We start from the raw sequence: 26,707 nt of genomic DNA on the forward strand, positions 1-26,707 counted from the left end.
CGGGGAAGATTTAACGGGGCTAAGCACAGAACCGAAGCTTGGGGTGCATAACTTTGTTATGCGCGGTAGAGGAGCGTTCCGTAAGCCGTTGAAGGTGGATTGAGAAGTCTGCTGGAGGTATCGGAAGTGCGAATGCTGACATGAGTAACGATAATGCGGGTGAAAAACCCGCACGCCGAAAGCCCAAGGTTTCCTTGCGCAACGTTAATCGGCGCAGGGTGAGTCGGCCCCTAAGGCGAGGACGAAAGTCGTAGTCGATGGGAAGCAGGTTAATATTCCTGCACCTCGCGTAAGTGCGATGGAGGGACGGAGAAGGTTAGGTGTACCAGGCGTTGGTTGTCCTGGGGAAAGGCGGTAGGTTTGGATCTTTGGCAAATCCGGGATCCTCTAAGACCGAGCACCGAGACGAGCCTTTAAGGCGAAGTCACTGATACCACGCTTCCAGGAAAAGCTCCTAAGCTTCAGCTTACGCAGACCGTACCGTAAACCGACACAGGTGGGTAGGATGAGAATTCTCAGGCGCTTGAGAGAACTCGGGTGAAGGAACTAGGCAACATGGCACCGTAACTTCGGGAGAAGGTGCACCCTTTTTGGTGGCTCGTGCGAGCTATAGCTGAAGAGGGTCGCAGTAACCAGGCCGCTGCGACTGTTTATCAAAAACACAGCACTCTGCAAACACGAAAGTGGACGTATAGGGTGTGACGCCTGCCCGGTGCTGGAAGGTTAATTGATGGGGTCAGCCGCAAGGCGAAGCTCTTGATCGAAGCCCCAGTAAACGGCGGCCGTAACTATAACGGTCCTAAGGTAGCGAAATTCCTTGTCGGGTAAGTTCCGACCTGCACGAATGGCGTAACGACAGCGGCGCTGTCTCCACCCGAGACTCAGTGAAATTGAAATCGCTGTGAAGATGCAGCGTTCCCGTGGCAAGACGGAAAGACCCCGTGAACCTTTACTATAGCTTTACACTGAACGTTGAGTTCGTCTGTGTAGGATAGGTGGGAGGCTATGAAACTGTGGCGCTAGCTGCAGTGGAGCCATCCTTGAAATACCACCCTGTCGTGCTTGACGTTCTAACCTGGGCCCATTATCTGGGTCGGGGACCGTGTATGGTGGGTAGTTTGACTGGGGCGGTCTCCTCCTAAAGAGTAACGGAGGAGCTCGAAGGTACGCTCAGCGCGGTCGGACATCGCGCACTGTGTGCAAAGGCATAAGCGTGCTTGACTGCAAGATCGACGGATCAAGCAGGTAGGAAACTAGGACTTAGTGATCCGGTGGTTCTGTATGGAAGGGCCATCGCTCAACGGATAAAAGGTACTCCGGGGATAACAGGCTGATACCGCCCAAGAGTTCATATCGACGGCGGTGTTTGGCACCTCGATGTCGGCTCATCACATCCTGGGGCTGTAGTCGGTCCCAAGGGTATGGCTGTTCGCCATTTAAAGTGGTACGCGAGCTGGGTTCAGAACGTCGTGAGACAGTTCGGTCCCTATCTGCCATGGGCGTTGGAGATTTGAGAGGGGCTGCTCCTAGTACGAGAGGACCGGAGTGGACGAACCTCTGGTGTTCCGGTTGTCACGCCAGTGGCATTGCCGGGTAGCTATGTTCGGAAGCGATAACCGCTGAAAGCATCTAAGCGGGAAGCGCGCCTCAAGATGAGATCTCCCGGGGCACAAGCCCCCTGAAGGAACCATGTAGACTACGTGGTTGATAGGTCAGGTGTGTAAGTACAGCAATGTATTGAGCTAACTGATACTAATGATCCGAGAGGCTTGACCATATAACCTCAAGTTGCCTTGGCTTTACGACAACGTCGTAAGAGCATCCAAGTGCACGCTACGTCACAAGAACTACGAGAGGCAGGCGCCTTATCCAGCTGTATCGGATGGCGACGCTCCAACCGCCTCCCTGGTGAAATTAGCGCTGTGGAACCACCCGATCCCATCCCGAACTCGGAAGTGAAACGCAGCTGCGCCGATGGTAGTGTGGCTCAAGCCATGCGAGAGTAGGTCATCGCCAGGGTTTACACCCAAAACCCCGCTGCTTACGCAGCGGGGTTTTTCTTATTAAGTGAAGGCACTGCATTTTCCGGGTGCCTTCCGCCCCAAGGGCAAGATCGCGAAGCTGGCGCTGCAAGCGCTGCTGCAACCGTCTCCCTGGTGAAATTAGCGCTGTGGAACCACCCGATCCCATCCCGAACTCGGAAGTGAAACGCAGCTGCGCCGATGGTAGTGTGGCTCAAGCCATGCGAGAGTAGGTCATCGCCAGGGTTTACACCCAAAACCCCGCTGCTCGCGCAGCGGGGTTTTTCTTTGTGCGCGCGAAATGCGGGTAGTGCCGGCCGCTGGCCGGCACTGCCGTGGCTGCACACCGGCCGGTAGATCCACGCCATGCGTGGATGCTCTCTGCACGGAACCACGGCGCCAACCAAGGTTGGCATCTACAACTGCAGGGCGCGAGCACACACAAAAAAGCGGCGCCCTTGCGGGCGCCGCCTTCGCTTGCTTCAGTACTCAGTCGAGCAAGCTCGACGCTACTTCGCCGCAGCCGGGGCCTTGTCCTTCATCATCGCGTCGCGGGCTGCCTTGAACGGGTTGCCTTCGTACCAGTTCGGCCAGCGATCGCCGCCGGCCAGTTCCTTGCCGACGCCGTACATCAGCTGCAGGTCTTCGACAGTACCGTCCAGCTTCCAGGTGGCCGCATCGAACTCATCCTTCGGGCCGTGGTAGCGGTTGGCGCCGTAGTCCGCTGCGGCCTTGCGGCCGGCGTCCACGCCACCCTCGCGCAGGTCCTCGCCGCCATCGGCGTACAGGGCCGGCACGCCGGCCTTGGCGAAGTTGAAGTGGTCGGAACGGAAGTAGAAGCCACTCTGTACCGAGGTCTCGCCGTGCAGGGTACGGTCCTGGGCCGCGGCCAGCGGCTTGAGGATGTCTTCCAGCTCCGAGCTGCCGAAGCCGGTGACGGTAACGTCCTTGGCACGGCCGGCCACCGACATCGCGTCGATGTTGATCACGCCGGCGATCTTGTCCAGCGGGAAGGTCGGATGGGCAACGTAGTACTTCGAACCCAGCAGGCCGGATTCTTCCAGGGTCACCGCCAGGAACACCACCGAACGTTCCGGCTTCGGCTCCTGATGGGCCATGGCTTCGGCCACTTCGAGAATGCCGGCCACGCCGGTCGCGTTGTCGACCGCGCCGTTGTAGATGTTGTCGCCGGTCTCGCCCTCGTGCTTGCCCAGGTGATCCCAGTGCGCCATGTACAGCACGGCCTCGTCAGCGCGCTTGCTGCCCGGCAGCACGCCCACCACGTTGCGCGACTGCTTCTGCGCGATCTGGCTCTTCAGATCGACTGCAGCGGTGGCCTTCAGCGGCACCGGCTTGAAGCCGCGCTTGCTGGCGTCCTTGTAGGCCTGCGCCAGGTCCAGGCCGGCACCGGCGAACAGCGCCTTGGCAGCGTCGGCACTCAGCCAGCCCTGCACCGGAATGCGGGCTTCCGGGTCATCCTTGGCCGGCAGGTCGTACTGCGGGCCTGCCCAGGAGTTCTTCACCACATCCCAGCCGTAGGAAGCGCCGGCGGTGTCGTGCACGATCAGCGCGGCAGCGGCGCCCTTTCGCGCAGCCTCCTCGAACTTGTAGGTCCAGCGCCCGTAATAGGTCATGCGCTTGCCGTCGAACAGCTTCGCGTCATCGACATGGAAACCCGGGTCGTTGACGAACATGACGACCGTTTTGCCCTTCCAGTCCTGGCCGGCGTAGTCGTTCCACTTCTGCTCCGGCGCGTCGACGCCGTAGCCGACGAACACCAGGTCGCTGGCATCGACCTTCACCTCGGCCTGGCCGGTACGGGTACCCACCACCATGTCGGTGCCGAACTTCAGCTCGGTGGTCTTGCCGCCCTGGGTGATCTTCAGCACGGTCGATTCGTCGGCCGTGGTCTCGGTCATCGGCACATCCTGGAACCAGCTGTCGCCGTTGCCGGGCTGCAGGCCGATGCGCTGCATCTGGTCGCGGATGTAGTTGACCGTCAGTTCCTCGCCCTTGCTGCCCGGGGCGCGGCCTTCGAATTCATCCGAAGCCAGCGTCTTGACCATCTCGGCGAAGTCGCCGGCGTTGATCTCCGGCGAGAACGCATGGGCCGCCGGCTTGGCAGTGGCGGTGTCGGTGGCCGGCGCGGGCGCCGGAGTGTCTTCGCCTTTGCAGGCACTGAGCGCGGCCGCAGCGGCCAGGCACAGGAGGAGTTTGCGGGGCATCGTCGATTCCTGGAAAACAAAGGGCGGCCGCACCACGTGTACGACCGGTAACAGCGAGTATCACCGAACCGATGGGCGCGGTGTGCTCAGTCCGCCGGAGCGGTTTCGGTGTCGAACGGGATCGGCTCGGCGCCGGTGACCGGGCCGATGCGGGCCGTGCGGTGCACGTACAGCACCACCTCGCGTTCGAACTGCAACGGGCCGTCCACCACGGCATTCGGACCGATGATCACGCGTGGCTTGCGGCTGGCGGTCAGCGAGACGCTGAAGTTCGGCTTGCGCACGTGCACACCGCCCTTGACCTGCGAACCGATGCCCACGGTGATGTCACCGTTGACGGTTTCCACGTCGTTGCCGACGCGGCTTTCGACCAGCCCGATGCCACCGTTCACGGTTTCAACGCCGCCTTCGATCTGGCTGCCGCGATCGCTGAAGATGCTGCCGTTGACGGTGCTGACGCTGCCGTGTGCGATCACTTCGCGGCCCAGGCGTACGCCGCCGTTGACCGTTTCGATCTTGCCGGTGCGCGCGCGATCGGCGACCTTGACCCCGCCGTTGACGGTGTCGATGCTGCCGGTCTCGACACCTTCGCCGACACGGATGCCGCCGTTGACGGTGTCCAGCTTGCCGTAGCGCTGGCCGGGTTCGGCGCTGATGCTGCCGTTGACCTTGCTGATGTTTTCCTGCGCTGCCACTGGCCCGGTGACCAGCAGTACGCCCAACAGCAGCGGAATGGAGAGAGCTTTCATGGGGACCTCGATGGATGTGCGGCTGGCAGGCCGCGTGCGGAGATGTCACCATTCCCCGGTACCCCCTGCAACTGCCTGAAGTCACTGGAAAGCCCTTGCGCAACAACGCCTTCCCATCACGCCGACATCACATCGCCGCTGCTCGCGGCGGGCGCTGCCTGCTGTTGGGGCTGGCCCTGGCACTGGCGTTGCCGCTGCCGGGTGCCGCGCAGACCACGCGCGAGACCGAGCGCAAGCTGCAGAAGCTGCGCAGTGAGCTGAAGGGCGTGGCGCAGGAGCGCCGGCAGATCGAAGGCCAGCGTGGCCAGGCCTCGCAGCAGCTGCGCGAGGCAGATGAGAAGGTGGCCCGCACCGGCCGTGCGCTTGCGCAGACCGAGACCGCGCTGCGCGAGCAGGGAAGGGCCCTGGCCGAGGCCGAACAACGCCGCAGCACGCTGCAGGTCAACCTCGCCCAGCAGCATCGCGAGCTGGCCGGCCTGCTGCGTGCGGCCTACCAGCTGGGCAACCACGCACCATTGAAGCTGCTGCTGTCGCAGGACACGGTGGCCGATGCCAATCGCGCCCTGGCCTACCACCGCTACCTGCAGCGTGAGCGGGCCCAGCGCATCACCACGCTGACCGCCGACCTGAAGGAACTGGAAGCGCTGCAGGCGCAGATTGCCGAGCGCAAGCAGAAGCTGCAGGGGGCGCAGCAGGACCAGAAGCAGCAGGCAGCGGCGCTGGAAGCCGACCGCCGCGATCGTGCAAAGACCGTGGCCTCGCTGGACGAGCGCTTCAAGGACCAGCGCGAGAAGGAACAGGCGCTGGGCCAGGACGCCAAGGCGCTGGAAACACTGCTGGCCAATCTGCGTGCGGCCGCCGCCCGTGCCGAGGCCGAGCGTCGCGCGGCTGCGCGCCGTGCGGCAGCGGAGAAGGCCGCTGCCGAACGTGCCGCACGCCAGGCCGCGGCACAGGGACGGCCGCCACCGCCCACCAAGGTTCCGCCGGCGGTGGCTTCCGCACCGGCCCCGAAGGTGGGGGGCCTGGGCTGGCCGTTGTCCGGCAACCTGCTGGCCCGCTACGGCGGCAAGCTGCCTGACGGGCGTACCAGCAGCGGCGTGCTGATCGGCGCACCGGCCGGCAGCACCGTCACCGCCGTGGCCGACGGTACCGTGGTGTTCTCCGACTGGATGACCGGCTACGGCATGATCCTGATCGTCGACCACGGCAATGGCTACATGAGCCTGTACGCCCACAACGACACCCTGCTCAAGGACGCCGGTGCACGGGTCAGCCGTGGCGATGCGGTGGCCAAGGTCGGCAACTCGGGGGGCCAAGGGGTCACCGCGCTGTACTTCGAGCTGCGTCGTGGCGGGCAACCGGTGAATCCGGACAGCTGGCTGCAGCGGCGCTGAATCCCGGCTCGCCACGTGCGGGCTGGATTCAACGGGAATTTAGCTGTGCTTCGCGCATAATCGGTGCATGTGCCTTGGGCACGATGCCAACGTCGACAGGAGTGATCCATGCGCGCAGCCCGTACCGCCACCCTCTTGCTGGCCCTGTTGCCAGCGCTGTCCTGGGCGCAGCAGACCGCGCCCGCCCCGAGCCAGGAAACCAGCGGGCAGGCAGCGAACAGCGAGGAGGCGGTGACCTCGAAGGTGCCGCTGGAGGACATCCGCCGCTTCGTGGCCGTCTACAACGCAGTGCGGGCCGCCTACGTCGATCCGGTCGATGACAAGAAGCTGATGCAGGCAGCGGTGCGTGGCCTGCTGCTCGACCTCGACCCGCACAGCACCTACTTCAACAAGGAAGACGCGCAGGCCTTCGACGAACAGGCCAGCGGCGCCTACGAAGGCATCGGCGTGGAGCTGCAGCAGCAGCCGGACAACGCCAGCATGAAGGTGATCTCGCCGATCGACGACACGCCGGCGGCCAAGGCCGGCATCCTCGCCGGTGACCTGATCATCGCCATCGACGGCAAGCCGATCAGCGCGATCGATGCCAGCGAACCGCTGCGCGGACCGGCCGGCAGCAAGGTGGTGCTGACCATCGTGCGCGAAGGCAAGCCCAAGCCGTTCGATGTCAGCCTCACCCGCCAGACCATCCGCGTGACCAGCGTGCGCAGCCGCCTGCTGGAACCGGGCTATGGCTACATCCGCCTGAGCACCTTCCAAGCCGACACCGGTTCGGACTTCCAGAAGCACGTGCAGCAGCTGCAGAAGCAGTCCGGTGGCCAGCTCAAGGGCCTGGTGCTGGATCTGCGCAGCAACCCGGGTGGCCTGCTGACCGCTGCCGTGCAGGTGGCCGACGACCTGCTCGACAAGGGCAACATCGTCAGTACCCGCGGCCGCATCAGCATCAGCGATGCACGTTTCGATGCAACGCCGGGCGACCTGCTGAAGGGCGCACCGGTGGTGGTGCTGGTCGACGCCGGTTCGGCCAGTGCCTCGGAAGTGCTGGCCGGCGCACTGCGCGACAACAAGCGCGCCCGCGTGGTTGGCAGCCGCACCTTCGGCAAGGGCTCGGTGCAGACCGTGCTGCCGCTGGACAACGGTGACTCGGTGAAGCTGACCACCGCGCGTTATTACACGCCCAGCGGCAAGTCGATCCAGGCCACGGGCATCGTGCCGGAGGTCGAACTGAAGCCGGCCGCTACGCCGGCCGAGGATGCACTGCCGGCCAGCCTGAGCGATTACAGCGAAGCGACCCTGCCGGGCCATCTGCGCGGTGACGACGAGGGCACCGAGGGCTATCACGCCGGTGCGGTACTGCCGGGCGATGGCCCGATCAACGACGCGCTGGCCGAGCTGAAGAACCCGGGTTCGGTGGCTGCACGCTTGAAGGCCGAAGCGGCAAAAGCGGATGCGGCCAAGGCTGCGAAGGCCGCTGCGGCGAAGCCAGAAGCGAAGCCAGAAGCGAAGCCGGAAGCGAAGCCGGAAGCGAAGCCCGCACCCGTCCCGGCCAAGCCCTGATTCTGTAGAGTCGAGCCGTGCTCGACTGATCCACGAACGAGCGGGTGCGCGTGGAGCCGGCCAGCGGCCGGCACTACCAGGGGTCAGAAGCCGTGGCGCTTGCGCAGGCGGCGGGCGATGGCCGCTCGCACGTAGACCCCGTACACCACGCCGAACACGAAGCCGCCGATGTGCGCCCACCAGGCGACCATGCCGAAGCTTGGGCCGATATGGGCGAACACCACCTGCAGGGCGGCCCAGACGCCGATCAGCAGGTAGGCCGGGGCGCGCACGAACTCCAGGAACAGGCCGAGCGGAATGACCACGCCCAGCCGGGCGCCCGGGAACAGGGCCAGATAGGCGCCGATCAGTGCGGACACCGCGCCGCTGGCACCGATGATGATCTGGTCCGGGCTGCCCATGGTGTAGATCGCCACCAGGTTGGACACCGCGCCTCCGACCAGGAACAGCAGCAGCAGCCGCCACGGGCCCAGCACCCGCTCAGCAGGCAGGCCGAAGATCAGCAGGAACACCAGGTTGCCCAGCAGGTGTGACCAGTCCGCGTGCAGGAACAGGGCCGTGAACAGGCGCAGCACGCTGCCGTCCTGCAGGGTCGCCCACCAGTCCAGCGGGTGGGTCAGGCCGGTGGACAGCGCGCCCCAGTCCAGCCAGAGGCTGCCGCGGGCGTCGTCCGGACGCGAGATCGACCACAGGAACGCCAGCCACAGTGCCGCAAACAGCACGGGCGTGGCCCAGCGCAGGGCCGCCTTCTTGCGCGACGGGAGGGAGACGAACATGGGCAATAGCCTAGCGTGTGGGCGCTTACGGCGGGGATTGTCCTGTTCAGCTTCTGGGACGAAAAAAGCGCCTGCGCTGTTATTGTTTCATTAACAGCTCTGGGTAATACTCGCATACGGCGTCGTATGTCGGGAGGGGAATCCGGCGCGCTCCGAAGGGCCCCAAGGCCTGCCGGGCGCAGGCGCACTCAGAGCACCATCACCGCTTACCGGAGAGAGAACTACGATGCAAACCGCTTCCACCATTGCCCGTCTGACCCTGCTGGCCGTCGGCGTTGCCGGTGCGCTGGCCGCCGCCGACGCCAACGCTGCTGCCTTCCAGCTGAAGGAAAACAGCGCCAAGGGCCTCGGCCGCGCGTTCGCCGGTTCCGGCAGCGCCGAAGGCGACGCCTCCATCATCGCCGTCAACCCGGCCGGCATGCGCCAGCTGGAAGGCACGATGGTCCAGGGCGACCTGAGCGCCATCAGCTTCAAGGCCGAGTTCAAGGGCCAGGGCCGCAATGCGGCAGGCCGCCCGCAGACCGGTGGTGACGGCGGCGACGCCGGCATGATCGCTCCGGTCCCGGCTGCGTACTTCCACATGCCGATCGGCGAGAAGGCCCACTTCGGTGTGTCGCTGACCGCACCGTTCGGCTTCAAGACCGAATACGACAACGGTTGGGTCGGTCGTTACAGCGGCCTGAAGACCGATCTGAAGGCCATCGACCTTGGCTTCGCCGCGTCGTATGACGTCAACCCGTACGTGTCGTTCGGCGCGTCGGTGTTCGTCGAGCACCTGACCATCGAGCTGAGCAACGCCGTCGACTACGGCAGCATCCTGGCCGGCGCCGGCGCTCCGGGCTTCGCCCCGGGCAGCGCGGATGGCACCCTGAAGATCGAGGGTGACAACAATGCCGTGGGCTGGACCGTCGGTGGCCTGTTCTCGATCGACGAGAACACCCACATCGGCCTGAGCTACCGTTCGAAGGTCGAGCACAAGATCACCGGTGGTGATGCGACCTTCAGCGGCGCCGACCGCGCACGTTCGCTGCTGACCAACTCGCCGCGTACCCGCGGTTGGTTCATGGACACCAGCGGCAAGGCCACGGTGACCATGCCGGCCTCGGCCACCCTGAGCGTGACCCACAAGGTCAACGACCGCTGGACCGTGATGGGCGACGTGACCCGTACCGCCTGGTCGACCGCCTTTGACAGCGTCACCGTCGACTACGCGTCGCCGCAGGCGGACTCGGTCCTGGAGTTCGGCTACCGTGACACCACCTTCGTGTCGCTGGGCGCCGACTACAAGCTGAGCGACACCGTCACCCTGCGCGGTGGTGTTGCGCTGGACCAGACCCCGACCACCGACGCCCACCGCGACGCGCGCGTGCCGGATACCAGCCGCAAGTGGCTGTCGCTGGGCGTGGGCTGGACCCCGTCGGCAAACACCGAGTACAACTTTGGCTACACCCACCTGTTCACCAGCGATCCGAACGTGAACGTGCGTGCCACCACTGCCAACCAGGGCAACTCGCTGTCGGGCAAGTACAAGGTCCGTGGCGACGTGCTGGCGGCTTCGTTCCAGTACAAGTTCTGATTCGGGCCTCGGCCTGACGCAGCACACGGAAGGCCCCGCGCAAGCGGGGCTTTCTTTTTCTGTGGCCACGGGCCATCCACGCGTGGCGTGGATCTACCGAAGATCGCAGCCATCCACGGCGTGGATCCACGACAATAGCGCCATGAACCTGTCCGATCCGAACTTCCAGCTGGAGCTGGCCGCCAACATCGCCGTCGCCGGCTCGATCCTGCTGGCCGGCCGCAACAACGTGCACACCTGGTGGCTGGGCATCGTCGGCTGTGCGCTGTTTGCCGCGGTGTTCGAGCGCTCGCATCTGTACGCGGACATGGTGCTGCAGTTCTTCTTCATTGCCATCAGCGTGCTGGGCTGGTGGCAGTGGCTGCGCGGCGATCACGGTGCGCCGCTGCCGATCACCTCATTGCGACCGCGTGCATGGGCCTGGCTGGCGCCGCTGGCGGTGGTGGCCACGTTCGGCTACGGCTGGATGCTGACCCGCCTGACCAATGCCTATGCGCCGTACATCGATTCGGCGGTACTGGTGCTGAGCGTGATCGCGCAGATCCTGATGATGCGGCGCAAGCTGGAATCGTGGTGGGTGTGGCTGTTGGTGAACACCGTGGCAGTGCCGCTGTACTACAGCCGTGGCCTGCACCTGACCTCGATCCTGTACGTGGGCTTCTGGATCAACGCGCTGGTGGCGTTGCGCCACTGGCGGCACCTGATGCGGGGGTAGAGCCGAGCCCATGCTCGGCTGCACCGTGCAAGCCGAGCATGGGCTCGGCGCTACAGGAAACAAGGCACAAAAAACCCCGCTTTCGCGGGGTTTTTCGTTCACCGCATCAACCGGGCGATCAGTCGCCCAGGGTCAGCAGCGAGGCGTTGCCACCGGCGGCGGTGGTATTCACCGTCACCGTCTTTTCGGTGGCGAAGCGCAGCAGGTAGTGCGGGCCGCCGGCCTTCGGGCCAGTGCCGGACAGGCCCTGGCCGCCGAACGGCTGCACGCCGACCACCGCACCGATCTGGTTGCGGTTGACGTAGACGTTGCCGACGTGGACGCCGTTGCTGATGCGATCAACGGTCTCGTCGATACGCGAATGCACGCCCAGGGTCAGGCCGTAGCCGGTGGCGTTGATCTGGTCGATCACTGCGTCGAGCTGGTCGCCCTTCCAGCGGATCACGTGCAGGACCGGCCCGAAGATTTCCTTGTGCAGCTGGCCTAGGTCCTTCAGTTCATACGCACGCGGTGCGAAGAAGGTGCCATTGGCCGCTTCGGCGGACAGCTCGGCGGCCGCGATCAGGCGCGCTTCGCGGTCCATGCGCTCGGCGTGGTCCTGCAGGATCTTCAGCGCGTCGGCGTCGATCACCGGGCCGACGTCGGTGGACAGCAGGCCGGGGTTGCCGACCTTCAGTTCCTTCATCGCACCGGCCAGCATGGTCATCACCTTGTCGGCGATGTCGTCCTGCACGAACAGCACGCGCGCGGCCGAGCAGCGCTGGCCGGCGGAGGTAAAGGCCGAACCGATCGCGTCCTTGACCAGCTGTTCCGGCAGCGCCGAGGAGTCGGCGATGAAGGCGTTCTGGCCGCCGGTCTCGGCAATCAGCACACCGATGGCGGCGTCACGTGCGGCCATCGCGCGGTTGATCGCACGGGCGGTGTCGGTGGAGCCGGTGAAGGCCACGCCGGCCACGCGCGGGTCGGCGGTCAGCGCGGCACCGACGGTGGCACCGTCGCCCGGCAGGAACTGCACCACCTCGGCCGGCACGCCGGCGTCATGCAGCAGCTTCACCGCGTAGTAGCCGATCAGGTTGGTCTGCTCGGCCGGCTTGGCGATGACGCTGTTGCCGGCGGCCAGGGCGGCAGCGACCTGGCCCAGGAAGATCGCCAGCGGGAAGTTCCACGGGCTGATGCAGACGAACACGCCGCGGCCGTGCAGCTGCAGCTCGTTGGATTCACCGGTCGGGCTCGGCAGCTTCTCGGCGTGGCTGAACTGCTCGCGTGCCTGCTTGGCGTAGTAGCGCAGGAAATCCACGGCTTCGCGCACTTCGGCGATGCTGTCGGGCAGGCTCTTGCCGGCTTCCTTCACGCACAGCGCCATGAACTCCGGCATGCGCGCTTCCAGCTGGTCGGCGGCGTGCTCGAGGATGGCGGCGCGGCTGGCGGCCGGGGTGCGGTTCCAGGCCGGCTGCGCGGCCACGGCGTTGGCCAGGGCCTTCTGCACGGTGGCGGCATCGGCGGCCAGCCACTGGCCGACCACTTCGCGGGTGTCGGCCGGGTTGGTCACCGGCAGCGCGGCGCCGGCCGGGTTCGCACCCGGCACCAGCGGGGCGGCCTGCCACGGCTTCACTGCAGCGTTGATCTGCTCGGCGAGGGCGCGCAGTTCGTTGTCGTTGGCGAGGTTGGCGCCCATGGAGTTCTTCCTGTCGTGGTTCTGGCTGCGCAGCAGGTCAACCGGCAGCGGGATCTTGGGATGCGGAATCGATTCGAACGAAGCGACCATCTCGACCGGATCGCGGATCAGGTCGGCGATCGGCACGCGTTCGTCGGTGATGCGGTTGACGAAGCTGGAGTTGGCGCCGTTTTCCAGCAGGCGGCGTACCAGGTACGGCAGCAGGTCTTCATGCGAACCGACCGGCGCATACACGCGGCAGGGCAGGTTCAAGCGGTCGGCCGGCACCACTTCGGCGTACAGGTCGTCGCCCATGCCGTGCAGCTTCTGGTGCTCGTACACGCCGCCATTGGCGATGCTGCGCACGGCCGCGATGGTGTGCGCGTTGTGCGTGGCGAACATCGGGTAGATCGCGTCGGCATGCGTGAACAGGCGCTTGGCGCAGGCCAGGTAGGAGACATCGGTGTTCTGCTTGCGGGTGAACACCGGGTAGCCCGGATAGCCTTCGATCTGCGCGCGCTTGATCTCGGCGTCCCAGTAGGCGCCCTTGACCAGGCGCACCTGCAGGCGGCGACCGGCGCGGCGCGCCATGTCGGCCAGGTGGTCGATCGTGTACGGCGTGCGCTTCTGGTAGGCCTGCACGACCACACCGAAGCCATCCCAGCCGGCCAGCGACGCATCGGAGAACACCTGCTCGATGATGTCCAGCGACAGTTCCAGGCGGTCGGACTCTTCGGCGTCGACGGTGCAGCCGATGCCGTAGCTCTTGGCCAGCTGTGCCAGTTCCAGCACGCCCGGCACCAGGTCCTTCAGCACGCGCTCGCGCTTGGCGTGCTCGTAGCGCGGGTACAGCGCCGACAGCTTGATCGAGATGCCCGGGGCGTTGTTGACGTCGCCATCCGGACGGCCGCCGCGTGCCTTGTGATCGCCGCCGATGGCGTGGATCGCACGACGGTAGTCTTCCAGGTAGCGCAGCGCGTCCTTCATGGTCAGCGCGCCTTCGCCCAGCATGTCGAAGGAGTAGCGGTAGCTGGCGTTGTCGCCCTTGTGCGAGCGCGACAGCGCTTCGCTGATGGTGCGGCCCATGACGAACTGGTGGCCCATGATCTTCATCGCCTGGCGCACGGCCAGGCGCACCACCGGCTCACCGACGCGGCCGACCAGGCGCTTGAACGCGCTGGGCGCATCGGCGCGGGTGGCGTCGTTCATCTGCACCAGCTTGCCGGTCAGCATCAGGCCCCAGGTGGAGGCGTTGACCAGCACCGAGTCGCTGCCGCCCAGGTGCTTTTCCCAGTCGGCATCGGCCAGCTTGTCGCGGATCAGCTTGTCGGCGGTGTCCTGGTCCGGAATGCGCAGCAGCGCCTCGGCCACGCACATCAGCAGCACGCCTTCCTCGCTGCCCAGGTCGTACTGGCGCATGAAGGCTTCGATCGCGCCCTGGTCCTTGGCACGCACGCGCACGCGGCCGACCAGGTCGGCGGCCAGCGCCTGTACCTTGGCCTGCTCCTCGGCGGGCAGGCGGGCCTGCGCCAGCAGCTCGCGCACGTGGCTCGCCTCGTCCTTCAACCAGCCATCGGTGATGGCCTGGCGGAACGGGTTGGGGGGCGCCGGCAGTTCCGGCGACAGCAGCGCGCCGGGACGCAGGGCGTCGGTGGCGGCAGGGGAGGAGGAAGGTGCGTTCATGCCGGTCCGGCCAGTGGAAAACTTGGCGATTTTAATCATTTTTGCGGGTTGCGGAAGTGCCCCTCAGCCACCTTCGTGAAGCGCTGATAGCCCCTAGCTGCGGTGGATTCAGCGTGTTCAGCAAGCTCGGCAGAATTTGTGCTGAATTCGTCATTCGCACCGCCGACCTCATGCTGTGTTGCAGCATGGGAAAAAGTGTGAATGCACCCTTGCTACCGGCGAGAGGGCGGGGCTACCATCGAGACGTTTCCCGCGGCAGGAACGCGGTTGCGACATGATCGAGGTGCTTCCAGCTCCGGATGGGTCAGGTACGCAGCTGCGGCTGCGTCCCCCACGGGCGCTCGATGCCCGGCAGTTCGTCCTGTTGTTCACCGTGTTGTCGGGTGCGATGTGGCTGGTGTCCGCCCTCGGGTGGTTGGCCGGCAATGCATTCGCCCCCCTGTTCGCGCTGCTGTACAGCCTGGTGCTGGCGGCGGCACTGCGTGCCTTGTGGCGCAGTGGTGAACGGCAGGAGGAGATCCGGGTAGTGCCGGCGTACGTGGAGGTCATCCCCGTACCCGGTGGATCGCCGGTGTTCCGGGCCCACCCCCACTGGGTGCGCCTGCTCACCGACGACGAGAGGGTCCGGCTGGCATCCAGCGGCCGGCAGGTGGAGGTGGGGGAGTTTCCTCGCGCCGGCCGAACGTCAGACGCTCGCAGAGACACTTGAAAGCTTGCTCGCCGCCAGCGATGGCGGCAACCGACGACGCTAAGGGTCTAGGCAATGAAGCAAAGCAGCAGGTGGGGCACGAAGTGCGTTGCAGCGGTCGCCGCCATGGTGGCCGGGGGACTGATGCCGGCGTTGGCTTGGGCCCAGGCGGCCGATCCCAAGCCGTGGCAGCTGAACATGGGCAAGGGGGTGACCCAGACCTCGCGCCTGGCCTGGGAATCGAACAATCTCTCGTTGATCATCTGCACGGTGATCGGCGTCATCGTGTTCGGGGCGATGGCCTACGCCATCTTCAAGTTCCGCAAATCCAAGGGCGCGGTCGCCGCCACCTTCAGCCACAACACCAAGGCCGAGATCATCTGGACAGTGATCCCGGTGATCATCCTGATCGTGATGGCATGGCCGGCCACGGCCAACCTGATCAAGATGTACGACACCCGTGATGCCGAGATGACGGTGAAGGTCACCGGCTACCAGTGGATGTGGAAGTACGAATATCTCGGCGAGAACGTCACCTTCACCAGCCGCCTGGACCGCGAGTCCGACCGCGTGCGGCAAAGTGGCATCGTGCCGACCCGCGAGACTCACCCGCATTACCTGCTGGATGTCGACAACCGCCTGGTGCTGCCGGTCGATACCAAGGTGCGCTTCGTCATCACCTCCGACGACGTGATCCACGCCTGGTGGGTGCCGGCGCTGGGCTGGAAGCAGGACGCCATCCCCGGTTTCATCAATGAGGCCTGGACCAGCATCGAGCAGCCCGGCGTCTACCGCGGCCAGTGCGCCGAGCTGTGCGGCAAGGACCATGGCTTCATGCCGATCGTGGTCGAGGCGGTGTCCAAGGAAGAGTTCAAGCAGTGGCTGGCGCAGCGCAAGCCGGCGCCGCCCGCCGAGCCGGCAACGCCGGCGGCACCTGCCGAACCGGCGGCACCGACTGCACCGGCGAGCGAGGCACCGGCTGCGCCTGCTGCTGCAGAAGCGGGCAGCGCGCCTGCCACCGTGGCCAGCGGCGCGTGATGTAAAGCCCGCGGCCGTTCGCGGCCGTGGTGACAACCGATTCTGAGAGGTGTTTTGCAATGGCGCACTCGGCAGTTGGGCACGACGATCACCATCACCAGCAGAGTTTCTTCGAGCGTTGGTTCTTCTCGACCAACCACAAGGACATCGGCACGCTGTACCTGGGTTTCAGCTTCATCATGTTCATCATCGGTGCGGCGATGAGCGTGGTGATCCGCGCCGAGCTGGCGCAGCCGGGCCTGCAGTTCGTCAAGCCCGAGTTCTTCAACCAGATGACCACCGTGCATGCGCTGGTGATGATCTTTGGCGGCGTGATGCCGGCCTTCGTCGGCCTCGCCAACTGGATGATCCCGCTGCAGATCGGCGCGCCGGACATGGCGCTGCCGCGCATGAACAACTGGTCGTTCTGGCTGCTGCCGGTGGCCTTCAGCCTGCTGCTGCTGACCCTGTTCCTCCCTGGCGGTGCACCGGCCGGTGGCTGGACGTTGTACCCGCCGCTGTCGCTGCAGGGCGGCTACAACGTCGCCTTCAGCGTGTTCGCCATCCATGTGGCCGGCATCAGTTCGATCATGGGCGCGATCAACATCATCGCCACCGTGCTGAACATGCGTGCGCCGGGCATCGACCTGCTGAAGATGCCGATCTTCTGCTGGGCCTGGCTGATCACCGCGTTCCTGCTGATCGCGGTGATGCCGGTGCTGGCCGGTGCGGTGACCATGCTGCTGACCGACAAGTTCTTCGGCACCAGCTTCTTCAACGCCGCCGGTGGCGGTGACCCGGTGATGTACCAGCACATCTTCTGGTTCTTCGGGCACCCCGAGGTCTACATCATGATCCTGCCCGCCTTTGGCGTGGTCAGCGAGATCATCCCGACCTTCAGTCGCAAGCCGCTGTTCGGCTACCAGGCGATGGTGTACGCCACCGCCGCGATCGCGTTCCTGTCGTTCATCGTCTGGGCCCACCACATGTTCACCGTGGGCATGCCGCTGGGTGGCGAGATCTACTTCATGTTCGCCACCATGCTGATCTCGATCCCGACCGGGGTGAAGGTGTTCAACTGGGTCAGCACCATGTGGCGTGGCTCGCTGACGTTCGAGGCACCGATGCTGTGGTCGGTGGCCTTCGTCATCCTGTTCACCATCGGTGGCTTCTCCGGCCTGATGCTGGCGATCGTCGCCGCCGACTTCCAGTACCACGATACCTACTTCGTGGTCGCGCACTTCCACTACGTGCTGGTGACCGGCGCGGTGTTCGCGCTGATCGCCGCGGTGTACTACTGGTGGCCGAAGTGGACCGGGCGGATGTATAGCGAGAAGTGGGCCAAGGTGCACTTCTGGTGGTCGATCGTGTTCGTCAACCTGCTGTTCTTCCCGCAGCACTTCCTCGGCCTGGCCGGCATGCCGCGGCGTATTCCCGACTACAGCGTGGCCTTCGCCGACTGGAACCTGATCAGCTCGATCGGTGCGTTCGGCATGTTTGCCACGCCGTTCATGATGGCCGCGATCCTGCTGTCCTCGCTGCGCAACGGCGAGAAGGCCGAGGCCCGATCGTGGGAAGGTGCGCGCGGCCTGGAATGGACGCTGCCGTCGCCGGCACCGGCGCATACGTTCACCACGCCGCCGACCATCCGCCCGGGGGATCTGGCACATGACGACATCACGCATTGAGGTGGGGCATGCATAACGAAAGCCCGCTCCCGATCGGTAGAGTCGAGCCATGCTCGACTGACGAAAAGCAGCCGAGCACGGCTCGGCTCTACAACAGCGAAGCGCAGCCGACCAGCGGTCGGCTCTACCAGGGTGGAAGCATCGACCAGCAACGCCAGCGCGCCAGGCGCACGGCGATGTGGGTCGGCGCCATCGCCGTGCTGGTCTACGTCGGTTTCATCCTCAGCGGGGTGATCGGCCGATGAGCGAGGCGCCGGCCAGCACACCGTCACGCAGTGCGGGGCTGCCGCGCCTGATCGGCGTGGCGGTGGCGGTGTTCCTGCTGACGTTCTCGCTGGTGCCGCTGTACCGCATCGCCTGCGAAAAGGTATTCGGCGTGCGCCTGGAGCGCGGTCCCGGCAGCGAGGCCAGTACCGGCGCCGTGACCGGCAAGCGCACCGTGCGCGTGGAATTCGATGGCGGGGTCAACTCACGGCTGCCATGGTCGTTCCATCCCGAGCAGCTGACCATGGACGTGGTGCCCGGCGAACTCAACGAAGCGCTGTACTTCGCCCGCAATGACAGCCAGCAGGCAGTGGTCGGCAGCGCGGTGCCTTCGGTGGCGCCGGCGCGTGCGTCGGGCTTCTTCAGCAAGACCGAGTGCTTCTGTTTCACCGCGCAGACGCTGCAGGCCGGCGAGAAGCGCGACATGCCGGTGCGCTTCATCGTCGATCCGGACCTGCCACCGGAGATCAAGACGATCACGCTGTCCTACACCTTCTACCGCAACGACGCGCTGTCCGATCGGCTGGCTCCGGCCGCCACCTCGGAAGGCGCGCACGCCGCACCCTGACCCCGGATACCGACATGGCCCAGACACCGACCGACGCCAACGTGTACTTCGTCCCGGCCCAGAGCAAATGGCCGTTCGTGGGTTCCATCGCGATGATGGTGACCATGGTCGGCGTGGCCAGCTGGCTCAACGATGCCAGCTGGGGACGTTGGACGTTCTACATCGGCATCGCGATGCTGGTGCTGACCCTGTTCTGGTGGTTCAGCGATGTGGTGCGCGAATCGCAGGCCGGCAACTACAACCATCAGGTCGATGGCTCGTTCCGGATGGGGATGATCTGGTTCATCTTCTCCGAAGTGATGTTCTTCGGTGCGTTCTTCGGCGCGCTGTTCTACACCCGCAACCTGGGCCTGTCGTGGCTCAGCGGCGAAGGCCGCGGGGTGATGACCAACGAGCTGCTCTGGCAGGGCTACTCGGCGGGTTGGCCCACCAATGGCCCGGCGGCGATCGGTGGTGCGTTCCAGACCATTCCGGCCTGGGGCCTGCCACTGATCAATACGCTGATCCTGCTGACCTCCGGCGTGACCCTGACCATCGCCCACCACGCACTGAAGGCGGGCAACCGTCGCCAGCTGCTGATCTGGCTGGGCCTGACCGTGGTGCTCGGCCTCGGCTTCCTGACCCTGCAGGCGGAGGAGTACATCCACGCATACAAGGAACTGAACCTGACGCTCGGTTCGGGCATCTACGGTTCGACGTTCTTCATGCTGACCGGCTTCCACGGCGCGCACGTGCTGCTGGGCACGATCATGCTGATCGTGATGTGGCTGCGATCGGCCAAGGGGCACTTCACCCGCGACAACCATTTCGGTTTCGAAGCCGCCGCGTGGTACTGGCACTTCGTCGACGTGGTGTGGCTGATGCTCTTCATGTTCGTCTACGTGCTTTGACCGCGCACGTATCGGTGGCCTCAGCCGCCGATGCCGTGCGGTTTTATCCAGCCCATGTAGATGCTCACGATCACCAGCAGGATTAACGCCACCGACACCGCGATGCGGCGGGTCAGTGCGTTGACCGTGCGCTTGGTCTGGCCGCGGTCGACCAGCAGGTAATACAGGCCGGCGCCCAGATTCCAGACGATGACGATCAGAAACGCGATTACCAGCAGGGTCTTCAGCGAATCACTCATGCGCGGCTCGAGGGCAGGGTGGATGCGCCTATCTGACCGCGTTTGCGCGGACTTGTCATGATGCGCCAGCACACGCGCGTGATCGGCTGGCTGTTGGCGGTGCTGGCGATGGCCGGTTTCAGCGCATTGGGGCTGTGGCAACTGCAGCGCATGCATGCCAAACAGGCAATGTTGGATGCGCAGGGTCCAGCTGTGGCGGAAGCGCTTCCGTTGTCGCAGGCCCTGGCGGCGCCCGGCGCCTTGCACGGCGTGGCCGACCACGGCCGCTTCCTGCCCGGCGTGGTGCTGCTGGACAACCAGACCCGGCATGGTCGCGCCGGGGTGAAGATCTATCGTCCGTTCCGCAGTGACGGAGGCAGCGTGCTGCTGGTCGACCTCGGCTGGCGCGCGCTGCCGCCGGATCGCACGCTGCCGGATGTGCCGGCGCCGCCTTCGCCGGTGGCGGTGCGTGGGTTATTGGCGCCGCCGCCGTCGGCGGGACTGGCACTGGGCCCGGCGTTCTCCGCTACCGATGAGGCCGGGCGTTGGCTGGCCAGCCGTTTGCCCGCCGAAGGCCTGGCGGCGGCGCTTGGCCTACCGGTATTGCCCGACCGCGTCCTGCGCCTGGACCCGGCACTGCCATTCGGCGACGAACGCGATCTGGACCTGCTGCCGAACACGCTGCCGCCGCAGCGTCACCTGGGCTACGCCGTGCAGTGGTTCGGCCTGGCCCTGACCGTGCTGGTGGTCGCGCTGGTGCTGGAGTGGCGCAGGAGACGTGCCGTGGCCCGGTAGTGCCGGCCGCTGGCCGGCATCCCCTCGGATTCCTGGATGCCGGCCAGCGGCCGGCACTACCGGGGCACCACACCCGCATCCCTTACCCAACCATGAGAAAATGCCCCGCATGAACACTGCTACGTCCCCGCAGGCGCGCGGCTCCGGCCGCCGGACCCTGGTGCTGCTGTTTGCCGTGTTCTTCGGTGCGATGGCACTGGCCGCCGTGCTGCGCTTCTCCGGCTGGCAACCGACCGGGCACCGCAATGCCGGCCAGCTGCTGAAGCCGCCGGTGGACCTGCGCCAGCAGGCGCCGACCCTGGCCAGCGGCCAGCCCTACGCCTGGAACCCCGAGGCCCGTACCTGGCGTCTGCTGGTGGCGCCGGCCGGTGCCTGCGACGCGCAGTGCGTCACTTTGTCGCAGGGACTGGGCAAGGTGTGGCAGCTGTTCGGCCATAACGCCGATAATGTCGAAATCCTGTGGCTGGGAACGCCACCGGCGTCGATCGCCTCGCTGCCCGCGCTGCGGCCGCTGGCTCCGTCGCCAGCACTGCGCGCGGCCCTGCCCGGCGTCGACGATCCGGCTGGCCTGCCGGTCTACGTGATCGATCCGAACGGCTTCGTGATCATGCGTCATGCCCCGGGCACCGACCTGGGTGGCCTGCGCAAGGACATGGCCACGTTGCTGAAACTGAAGTGAGTCCCGTTTGATGAGCCTTTCCGCGCGTCCGGCGCTGCACCGCAATTTCCACCGCCTGGCGTGGTTCGCCATGATCATGACCGCGAGCACGATCATGTTCGGCGCGTTCGTGCGCCTGTCCGATGCCGGCCTGAGCTGCCCGGACTGGCCGACCTGCTATGGCCAGGCCACCTGGCCGCAGCACGTGGAAGAGACCATCGGCCACCCGGCGGCGGAGATCCGCCCGCTGGAGACCCACAAGGCCTGGCGTGAGCAGGTGCACCGCTTCCTGGCTGGCGCGCTGGGCATCGAGATCCTGACTCTGGCCCTGTTGGCCACGCGCAAGCGGCGATTCGGAAGCACGGCGGTGGTGACCGCCTGCGTGCTGGTGGCCGCCGGCATACCGCTGTACATGATGGGCTGGCATGGCACGGCCAGCGTGCTGGCGTTGATCGGTGAGGCGATCCTGCTGATCGCCGCGCTGCGCTGGAGCAACATCGACCTGGCGCGCGCTGCATTGCTGACCCTGGCGGTGGTGATCTTCCAGGCCTTGCTGGGCATGTGGACGGTGACCCTGCTGCTCAAACCCATCGTAGTGATGGGCCATCTGCTCGGTGGCATGCTGATGTTCGGCCTGCTGGTGTGGATGGCCTGGCGCGCGACGCACATGCCGATCACCCTGGCCGAGGCGCCGAAGCTGAAGTGGCTGCTGCGCATCGGCGTAGCGGTGCTGGTCACCCAGATCGCGCTGGGGGGCTGGGTCAGCGCCAATTACGCGGCGCTGGCCTGCGGCGGTGGCAGCGCCTCGCTGGACAACTTCCCGCGCTGCGCCAACCAGTGGTGGCCGCAGCACAACTTCGTCGAAGGCTTCACCCTGTGGCGTGGCATCGGCGTGGACTACGAAGGCGGCGTGCTGGATGGCGCCTCGCGTATCGCCATCCAGATGGCGCACCGCCTGTTCGCGGTGGTGGTGGCTGTCTACCTGCTGTGGCTGGGCGTGCGCCTGTTCCGGTTGCCGAGCATGCGTGGCTGGGCCAGCGCGTTGATCGCGCTGCTGGTGCTGCAGGTCACCCTCGGCATCCTCAATGTGAAGCTGGCGCTGCCGCTGGAAGTGGCGGTGGCCCACAACGGCGTGGCCGTTGCCCTGTTGTTCGTGCTGGTCAGCCTGCTGGCCCGCCTGCGTGCCCCGGACTGATTCCATGTTTTCCAATTACCGCCAGTACTGGGACCTGACCAAGCCCAAGGTCGTTGCCCTCATTGTCTTCACCGCCCTGGTCGGCATGGTCCTGGCCATCCCTGGCGTGCCCAGCTGGGAGCAGGTGCGCGCAGGCGTGCTCGGCTTCCTCGGTATCTGGCTGGCCGCTTCGGCCGCCGCGGCGATCAACCAGCTGCTGGATGCGCACATCGATGCGCAGATGGCCCGCACCTCGTGGCGTCCGCTGGTGGTGGGCAAGGTCAAGCCGTGGCAGGTGCTGGTGTTCGCCGGCGTGCTGATCGTGCTGTCGATGGTCATCCTGGTGCTGTGGGTGAACCTGATCACCGCAGTGCTGACCTTCGCCTCGCTGATCGGTTACGCGGTCATCTACACCGTGTACCTGAAGCGTGCGACCTCGCAGAACATCGTCATCGGTGGCCTGGCCGGCGCAATGCCGCCGATGCTGGGCTGGGCCGCGGTGACCGGCATGCAGGGCTCGTCGGACTGGGCGTACTCGTCGCTGCTGGTGCTGATCATCTTCATCTGGACGCCGCCGCACTTCTGGGCGCTGGCGATCTTCCGCCGCGAGGACTACGCCAAGGCGGAGATCCCGATGCTGCCGGTGACCCATGGCGTGGTGCACACCCGCAAGCAGATCATGGTGTATTCGGTGGTGCTGGCGCTGGTCTGTCTGCTGCCGTACCTGGTGGGCATGAGCGGTGCGTTCTACCTGGGTGGCGCGATCGTGCTCAACGCCGTGTTCCTCTGGTACGCCTGGCGCATGCTCAATCCGCCGGACGAACTGTTCTCGATGAAGATGTTCTATTACTCCATCGTCTACCTGATGGCGCTGTTCGCCTTCCTGCTGGTGGACCATTGGATCCTGCCCTGGCTGTAGAGTCGAGCCATGCTCGACTCGGGGGCGGATCCCCGTCGGGGCTCTGACCCGGTCTGATGGTGGGCGCATCCACGCATGGCGTGGATCTACTTGAACCGCGGTTGCTGTGTCGCCATTGCTGTTCCTGACCCCAAGGAAAGGAAGGCGCAGGGATGCATTCGATCTTCCGCTGGACTGCGGCGCTGCTGCTGACGCTGGGCATGGCCCTTAGTGCGCATGCCGACGACACCGCCGTGCAGATCCGCCAGCACGCCGGTGAGCATCGCCTGCTGGTGCTGGGTGAATTTCACGGTACCCGCGAGACACCGCTGCTGGTACGCCAGCTGGTGGACGACTACAGCCGTAACGGCCCGGTCGTGCTGGCGCTGGAACTGCCACGTGCAGAGAACCCTGCGCTGCACGACTATCTGGAATCCGATGGCGGGGCCGCGGCGCGCCAGCACCTGCATGGCCGCGCGTTCTGGACCGTGCGCGATGACCAGCATGACGGCCGTCGCAGCCGCGACATGCTGGCGATGATCGAAGACCTGCGTGCGCTGAAGGCACAGGGTCGTGCCATCGATGTGGTCGGCTATGACGTCGACAACAGCGATGGCGGCAACCAGGCACGCGATGACCGCATGGCGGCCGAGCTGCGGCGGCTGCACCGGCGACTGCCGGCTGGCGCACGCATGCTGGTGCTGACCGGCAACGTGCACGCCATGCTGCAGCGGCCGCAGGGCATGCCGCCGGAAATGCAGCTGCACCCGATGGCCTCCCAGCTGCGGGATCTGGAGATCTACAGCGTGCGGTTGGGCGCGCAGCGTGGTCAGGTGTGGGGATGCGCGGGCCGCTGCGTGGCGCGGTCACTTCCAGAGCAGGTGGCCACGGCGCCGCGGGTCGATGCCGATGCGAAACGGCCGTACGACCTGTGGGTGTGGATGCCGGAGCTGAGCGTCGGCACGCTGGTGGGCCCGTAACGGCAGGCAACCCGTCCACGAATGGCGTGGATCTACTGGTGGTTCACGCCATCGGTGGGAGTAGAGCCACGCCATGCGTGGATGGGCTCTCACGGAACCCGGCGCAGCCAGTGTCGGGTTTCGCCCGGGAGGGCTGCAACTGCGCCCATCGACCAAGCCGTCGCGCTGTAGGGTTTTGCCGCGCTGTCAGCTTCCTGCACGCAAGGCGTCACAGATACCGACTGTTCCACCAGACCGGATCATCAACAGTAGATACACAGGTATTGCGGGATGACTCGCAATTCTGTGGAGCAATCAATGAGATGTCATGTTTCTCTGCCCATCGTTCTGTGTGCCGCGCTTACCTGCCTGGCTGGCAATGCAGCAGCAGAAGTAAAAGCACTGAGTCGGGCCAACTGCATTGGATTCATCAACGAATCCGTGACCTATGAACGGCCCCAGTTTCGCAATTTTCAGGGGTCGGCCGTAACCAGGCACGTTCCCCTCGGGAACATTGAGCCGAAGCATGCTTTCGGTGCGCCTAACAATGGACTGTACTCCTGGCGATTTTACGCAGGCGATGGCAGTGATCCAGAACGAATGGTTGTTCACGGATATCACACATGGGTGCTGGGCGGACGCGTATTCACGCAATCCACGAGTGCGGTCGATTGCCAACTTTCGGAGTGGTGAGCATCATGAAGAGTCTTTGCTTTATCGCATTCTCGCTGGCCATGTCGATGTCAGCTCAAGCATCCCAGAATGAACCTGCTCCCGATGCGGTAGGGAGCTGGCTACACCAACGTGCCATGCAGGCTGCAATGCAGGAGGCCTCGGCAATGGGAAGATCGTCCGCCAGAGTGGGCAGCTACCAGATGGTGAAACTGGCAGACCTTGATGCCCCCCGAGAAGTGAAGCGGCAGCTTCGCGATGACATCGAACGATCCAACGGTGTCGTGCGGGTTGCAGCAGGGAGCATCCCAACGCAGGCCGAAATGCTGGCTGCCGTGCCGCGGACTCACCGCTCAACTCCAGAACTACGCCAGCGCCTGCCGCAGCCACCCAGCAGGCTGGAAAGCAGCCTGCTGGGCGCAGCCGAGATGATTGGCATGGAGCCCAGTGGTGCGTTGGAGGGTGGAAAGTCCTCGGGCTTGAGCCGTTTCTACCGGCTGGAGGGTGTCGGCATCGTGGAGTTCAGCGAGAACAACTTCCTCGCTGCGGGCATGCAGATCGAGGTCATCGCGGAGGCGCAGAACACCGTGGTGGACGGCAAGCCCGCTCACCTCGGGAAGGTTGTGGATAGTGTCGGCCGTACTCGGGTTGAGCTTGCCTGGACGGGAGACAGCAAGACCTACAGTCTGACCGTCACGGGCGAGCCGGGCAGCGACGTGGAGCGCAACGCCCGAGTGCTGCACGACATCGCCGCGGCCATCGTGGATTAGCGGCGGCGTATGCGTCATCCACGCATGGCGTGGATCTACTGCGGGTTCACGCCATCCGCGGTTTGGTAGATCCACGCCGCGCGTGGATGGGCTCTCTACAAAAACCCGCGCGCCCAATCAGGGCGCGCGCTTCGCATACCGCTGCGCGATCACGCCGCAGACGATCAGCTGGATCTGGTGGTAGATCATCACCGGCAACACGATGGCGCCGAGGCTTCCACCGGCGAACAGCACCTTGGCGATCGGCACGCCGGTGGCCAGGCTCTTCTTCGAGCCGCAGAACACGATGGCGATCTCGTCCTCGCGGTTGAAGCGCAGGCGGCGGGCGATGAAGGTGATCAGCGGCATGGCGATGCCCAGCAGCACGGCGGCCACGACCGCCACGGCCAGCAGCGACAGCAGTGGCGTCTTACTCCACAGGCCCTCGGTGACAGCTTCGCCGAAGGCCGAGTACACCACCAGCAGGATGGTGGCCTGGTCGGTGTAGCGCAGCAGCGCGCGCTGCTTTTCCACCCAGCCGGCGATCCAGGGCCGCAGCAGATGGCCGGCCCCGAACGGCACCAGCAGCTGCAGCATGATGCCGCCGATCGCATGCAGCGGATCGTGGATGCCGCCGGAGGTGCCGGCCAGCGCGGTCAGCAGCAGCGGGGTCAGGAATACGCCGAGGATGCTCGACAACGAAGCGCTGCACACCGCTGCGGGCACGTTGCCATGCGCCATCGAGGTGAACGCGATGGACGACTGCACGGTGGAGGGCAAGGTGCACAGGAACAGCACGCCCAGATACAGCTCCGGGGTCAGCAGCCAGCCCGACAGCGGCTTGAACATCAGCCCCAGCAGCGGGAACAGGATGAAGGTGCAGGCCAGGATGGTCAGGTGCAGCCGCCAGTGCAGCATGCCGCCGATGATCGACTCGCGCGGCAGGCGCGCACCATGCAGGAAGAACAGCGCGGCGATGGCGACGGTGGTGACATCGTCGAGGACGATGGCGGCGGCGCCCTTCATCGGCAGCAGCGAGGCCAGGCCGACGGTGCACAGCAGGGCGAGGGTGAAATTGTCCGGTCGCAGGCGCGACCACCAGCGGGTCATGGTGGGCAG

The 26,707-nt window shown here is 65.5% G+C and carries 21 protein-coding genes, 3 rRNA genes and 1 pseudogene (1 of these 25 only partly in view); 19 read left to right on the top strand and 6 right to left on the bottom strand.

All coding sequences use genetic code 11. From position 1 onward, the window contains the following. The 3 genes from ACZK3J_RS01625 to rrf (ACZK3J_RS01635) form a co-directional block, all read left to right on the top strand. Positions 1-1,777 (top strand): 23S ribosomal RNA (locus ACZK3J_RS01625); it begins 1,103 nt to the left of the window's first position. A gap of 127 nt (positions 1,778-1,904) precedes the next feature. Beyond that, positions 1,905-2,019: ribosomal RNA gene (gene rrf, locus ACZK3J_RS01630) — 5S ribosomal RNA — on the top strand. Between the two features lie 133 nt (positions 2,020-2,152). Next, positions 2,153-2,267: ribosomal RNA gene (rrf, locus tag ACZK3J_RS01635) — 5S ribosomal RNA — on the top strand. Positions 2,268-2,530: 263 nt separating this feature from the next. Here rrf (ACZK3J_RS01635) and ACZK3J_RS01640 read toward each other — a convergent pair. After that, a complete protein-coding gene (locus ACZK3J_RS01640) occupies positions 2,531-4,246 on the bottom strand; it encodes a M28 family metallopeptidase (protein WP_049401620.1) in 1,716 nt (571 codons plus the stop codon). Between the two features lie 86 nt (positions 4,247-4,332). Then, positions 4,333-4,995, bottom strand: a complete 663-nt coding sequence (locus ACZK3J_RS01645) for a DUF4097 family beta strand repeat-containing protein (protein ID WP_032129713.1) — start codon at positions 4,993-4,995, stop codon at positions 4,333-4,335. A gap of 95 nt (positions 4,996-5,090) precedes the next feature. Between ACZK3J_RS01645 and ACZK3J_RS01650 the strand changes: the two genes are divergently transcribed. Next, positions 5,091-6,389: a murein hydrolase activator EnvC family protein gene (locus tag ACZK3J_RS01650; protein WP_049461916.1), complete on the top strand. Its 1,299-nt coding sequence runs from the start codon at positions 5,091-5,093 to the stop codon at positions 6,387-6,389. 108 nt (positions 6,390-6,497) lie between these two features. Next, positions 6,498-7,946, top strand: a complete 1,449-nt coding sequence (locus ACZK3J_RS01655; protein ID WP_478476328.1) for a S41 family peptidase — start codon at positions 6,498-6,500, stop codon at positions 7,944-7,946. An 83-nt stretch (positions 7,947-8,029) separates the two neighbouring features. Here ACZK3J_RS01655 and ACZK3J_RS01660 read toward each other — a convergent pair whose 3' ends face one another. Then, complete coding sequence (locus ACZK3J_RS01660) at positions 8,030-8,722, bottom strand: rhomboid family intramembrane serine protease (RefSeq protein ID WP_019662230.1); 693 nt, start codon at positions 8,720-8,722, stop codon at positions 8,030-8,032. A 226-nt stretch (positions 8,723-8,948) separates the two neighbouring features. Between ACZK3J_RS01660 and ACZK3J_RS01665 the strand changes: the two genes are divergently transcribed. Continuing rightward, positions 8,949-10,298: an outer membrane protein transport protein gene (locus tag ACZK3J_RS01665; protein WP_049461914.1), complete on the top strand. Its 1,350-nt coding sequence runs from the start codon at positions 8,949-8,951 to the stop codon at positions 10,296-10,298. Between the two features lie 142 nt (positions 10,299-10,440). After that, positions 10,441-11,013: a nicotinamide riboside transporter PnuC gene (gene pnuC / locus ACZK3J_RS01670; RefSeq protein ID WP_032968313.1), complete on the top strand. Its 573-nt coding sequence runs from the start codon at positions 10,441-10,443 to the stop codon at positions 11,011-11,013. 118 nt (positions 11,014-11,131) lie between these two features. Here pnuC and putA read toward each other — a convergent pair whose 3' ends face one another. Then, on the bottom strand, positions 11,132-14,350 hold the full coding sequence (gene putA, locus ACZK3J_RS01675) for a bifunctional proline dehydrogenase/L-glutamate gamma-semialdehyde dehydrogenase PutA (RefSeq protein ID WP_478476329.1): 3,219 nt from the start codon (positions 14,348-14,350) through the stop codon (positions 11,132-11,134). A 274-nt stretch (positions 14,351-14,624) separates the two neighbouring features. Between putA and ACZK3J_RS01680 the strand changes: the two are divergent. The 6 genes and pseudogenes from ACZK3J_RS01680 to ACZK3J_RS01705 all read left to right on the top strand — a co-directional run bounded on the left by ACZK3J_RS01680 (position 14,625) and on the right by ACZK3J_RS01705 (position 19,465). After that, positions 14,625-15,102: pseudogene (locus ACZK3J_RS01680) on the top strand (DUF2244 domain-containing protein). Positions 15,103-15,113: 11 nt separating this feature from the next. Further along, on the top strand, positions 15,114-16,076 hold the full coding sequence (gene coxB / locus ACZK3J_RS01685) for a cytochrome c oxidase subunit II (RefSeq protein WP_189720468.1): 963 nt from the start codon (positions 15,114-15,116) through the stop codon (positions 16,074-16,076). Between the two features lie 59 nt (positions 16,077-16,135). Then, positions 16,136-17,743, top strand: a complete 1,608-nt coding sequence (ctaD, locus tag ACZK3J_RS01690; RefSeq protein ID WP_100467696.1) for a cytochrome c oxidase subunit I — start codon at positions 16,136-16,138, stop codon at positions 17,741-17,743. 8 nt (positions 17,744-17,751) lie between these two features. Beyond that, complete coding sequence (locus ACZK3J_RS01695) at positions 17,752-17,988, top strand: hypothetical protein (protein WP_100437703.1); 237 nt, start codon at positions 17,752-17,754, stop codon at positions 17,986-17,988. Next, positions 17,985-18,575 carry a cytochrome c oxidase assembly protein gene (locus ACZK3J_RS01700; RefSeq protein WP_032129722.1) on the top strand — a complete coding sequence of 197 codons (591 nt, stop codon included), beginning with the start codon at positions 17,985-17,987 and terminating at the stop codon, positions 18,573-18,575. Before ACZK3J_RS01695 ends, ACZK3J_RS01700 begins: the two co-directional genes overlap by 4 nt. 14 nt (positions 18,576-18,589) lie before the next feature. Next, positions 18,590-19,465, top strand: coding sequence for a cytochrome c oxidase subunit 3 (locus ACZK3J_RS01705; protein WP_005412024.1), 876 nt, complete (start codon positions 18,590-18,592; stop codon positions 19,463-19,465). Between the two features lie 20 nt (positions 19,466-19,485). Here ACZK3J_RS01705 and ACZK3J_RS01710 read toward each other — a convergent pair whose 3' ends face one another. Further along, positions 19,486-19,704 carry a twin transmembrane helix small protein gene (locus ACZK3J_RS01710; RefSeq protein ID WP_005412025.1) on the bottom strand — a complete coding sequence of 73 codons (219 nt, stop codon included), beginning with the start codon at positions 19,702-19,704 and terminating at the stop codon, positions 19,486-19,488. Positions 19,705-19,761: 57 nt separating this feature from the next. Here ACZK3J_RS01710 and ACZK3J_RS01715 point away from each other — a divergent pair, with 57 nt between their 5' ends. From ACZK3J_RS01715 to ACZK3J_RS01740, 6 genes are all read left to right on the top strand, one after another. After that, the gene (locus ACZK3J_RS01715; RefSeq protein ID WP_478476330.1) at positions 19,762-20,478 is read left to right on the top strand and encodes an SURF1 family protein; all 717 of its coding nucleotides are present in this window, start codon (positions 19,762-19,764) and stop codon (positions 20,476-20,478) included. A gap of 109 nt (positions 20,479-20,587) precedes the next feature. Next, a complete protein-coding gene (locus ACZK3J_RS01720; RefSeq protein WP_032129724.1) occupies positions 20,588-21,157 on the top strand; it encodes a hypothetical protein in 570 nt (189 codons plus the stop codon). Positions 21,158-21,167: 10 nt separating this feature from the next. Next, positions 21,168-22,331, top strand: coding sequence for a COX15/CtaA family protein (locus ACZK3J_RS01725; RefSeq protein WP_032129725.1), 1,164 nt, complete (start codon positions 21,168-21,170; stop codon positions 22,329-22,331). Between the two features lie 4 nt (positions 22,332-22,335). Beyond that, positions 22,336-23,229 carry a heme o synthase gene (gene cyoE / locus ACZK3J_RS01730; RefSeq protein WP_010484229.1) on the top strand — a complete coding sequence of 298 codons (894 nt, stop codon included), beginning with the start codon at positions 22,336-22,338 and terminating at the stop codon, positions 23,227-23,229. Positions 23,230-23,381: 152 nt separating this feature from the next. After that, positions 23,382-24,188 carry a calcium-binding protein gene (locus ACZK3J_RS01735; protein WP_478476331.1) on the top strand — a complete coding sequence of 269 codons (807 nt, stop codon included), beginning with the start codon at positions 23,382-23,384 and terminating at the stop codon, positions 24,186-24,188. A 677-nt stretch (positions 24,189-24,865) separates the two neighbouring features. Then, a complete protein-coding gene (locus ACZK3J_RS01740; protein WP_149909063.1) occupies positions 24,866-25,609 on the top strand; it encodes a hypothetical protein in 744 nt (247 codons plus the stop codon). A 117-nt stretch (positions 25,610-25,726) separates the two neighbouring features. Here the strand turns inward: ACZK3J_RS01740 and ACZK3J_RS01745 are convergent, their stop codons facing one another. Continuing rightward, complete coding sequence (locus ACZK3J_RS01745) at positions 25,727-26,698, bottom strand: bile acid:sodium symporter family protein (protein WP_478476332.1); 972 nt, start codon at positions 26,696-26,698, stop codon at positions 25,727-25,729. Positions 26,699-26,707 lie beyond the last annotated feature (9 nt).

The sequence above is a fragment of the Stenotrophomonas sp. 86428_Sma genome (genome assembly GCF_056481585.1).

Coding starts and splice junctions, on each gene's coding strand:
- ACZK3J_RS01640 (WP_049401620.1), bottom strand. CDS start 4,246: ATGCCCCGCAAACTCCTCCTGTGCCTGGCCGCTGCGGCCGCGCTCAGT.
- ACZK3J_RS01645 (WP_032129713.1), bottom strand. CDS start 4,995: ATGAAAGCTCTCTCCATTCCGCTGCTGTTGGGCGTACTGCTGGTCACC.
- ACZK3J_RS01655 (WP_478476328.1), top strand. CDS start 6,498: ATGCGCGCAGCCCGTACCGCCACCCTCTTGCTGGCCCTGTTGCCAGCG.
- ACZK3J_RS01660 (WP_019662230.1), bottom strand. CDS start 8,722: ATGTTCGTCTCCCTCCCGTCGCGCAAGAAGGCGGCCCTGCGCTGGGCC.
- ACZK3J_RS01665 (WP_049461914.1), top strand. CDS start 8,949: ATGCAAACCGCTTCCACCATTGCCCGTCTGACCCTGCTGGCCGTCGGC.
- pnuC (WP_032968313.1), top strand. CDS start 10,441: ATGAACCTGTCCGATCCGAACTTCCAGCTGGAGCTGGCCGCCAACATC.
- putA (WP_478476329.1), bottom strand. CDS start 14,350: ATGAACGCACCTTCCTCCTCCCCTGCCGCCACCGACGCCCTGCGTCCC.
- coxB (WP_189720468.1), top strand. CDS start 15,114: ATGAAGCAAAGCAGCAGGTGGGGCACGAAGTGCGTTGCAGCGGTCGCC.
- ctaD (WP_100467696.1), top strand. CDS start 16,136: ATGGCGCACTCGGCAGTTGGGCACGACGATCACCATCACCAGCAGAGT.
- ACZK3J_RS01695 (WP_100437703.1), top strand. CDS start 17,752: ATGCATAACGAAAGCCCGCTCCCGATCGGTAGAGTCGAGCCATGCTCG.
- ACZK3J_RS01700 (WP_032129722.1), top strand. CDS start 17,985: ATGAGCGAGGCGCCGGCCAGCACACCGTCACGCAGTGCGGGGCTGCCG.
- ACZK3J_RS01705 (WP_005412024.1), top strand. CDS start 18,590: ATGGCCCAGACACCGACCGACGCCAACGTGTACTTCGTCCCGGCCCAG.
- ACZK3J_RS01710 (WP_005412025.1), bottom strand. CDS start 19,704: ATGAGTGATTCGCTGAAGACCCTGCTGGTAATCGCGTTTCTGATCGTC.
- ACZK3J_RS01715 (WP_478476330.1), top strand. CDS start 19,762: ATGATGCGCCAGCACACGCGCGTGATCGGCTGGCTGTTGGCGGTGCTG.
- ACZK3J_RS01720 (WP_032129724.1), top strand. CDS start 20,588: ATGAACACTGCTACGTCCCCGCAGGCGCGCGGCTCCGGCCGCCGGACC.
- ACZK3J_RS01725 (WP_032129725.1), top strand. CDS start 21,168: ATGAGCCTTTCCGCGCGTCCGGCGCTGCACCGCAATTTCCACCGCCTG.
- cyoE (WP_010484229.1), top strand. CDS start 22,336: ATGTTTTCCAATTACCGCCAGTACTGGGACCTGACCAAGCCCAAGGTC.
- ACZK3J_RS01735 (WP_478476331.1), top strand. CDS start 23,382: ATGCATTCGATCTTCCGCTGGACTGCGGCGCTGCTGCTGACGCTGGGC.
- ACZK3J_RS01740 (WP_149909063.1), top strand. CDS start 24,866: ATGAAGAGTCTTTGCTTTATCGCATTCTCGCTGGCCATGTCGATGTCA.
- ACZK3J_RS01745 (WP_478476332.1), bottom strand. CDS start 26,698: ATGACCCGCTGGTGGTCGCGCCTGCGACCGGACAATTTCACCCTCGCC.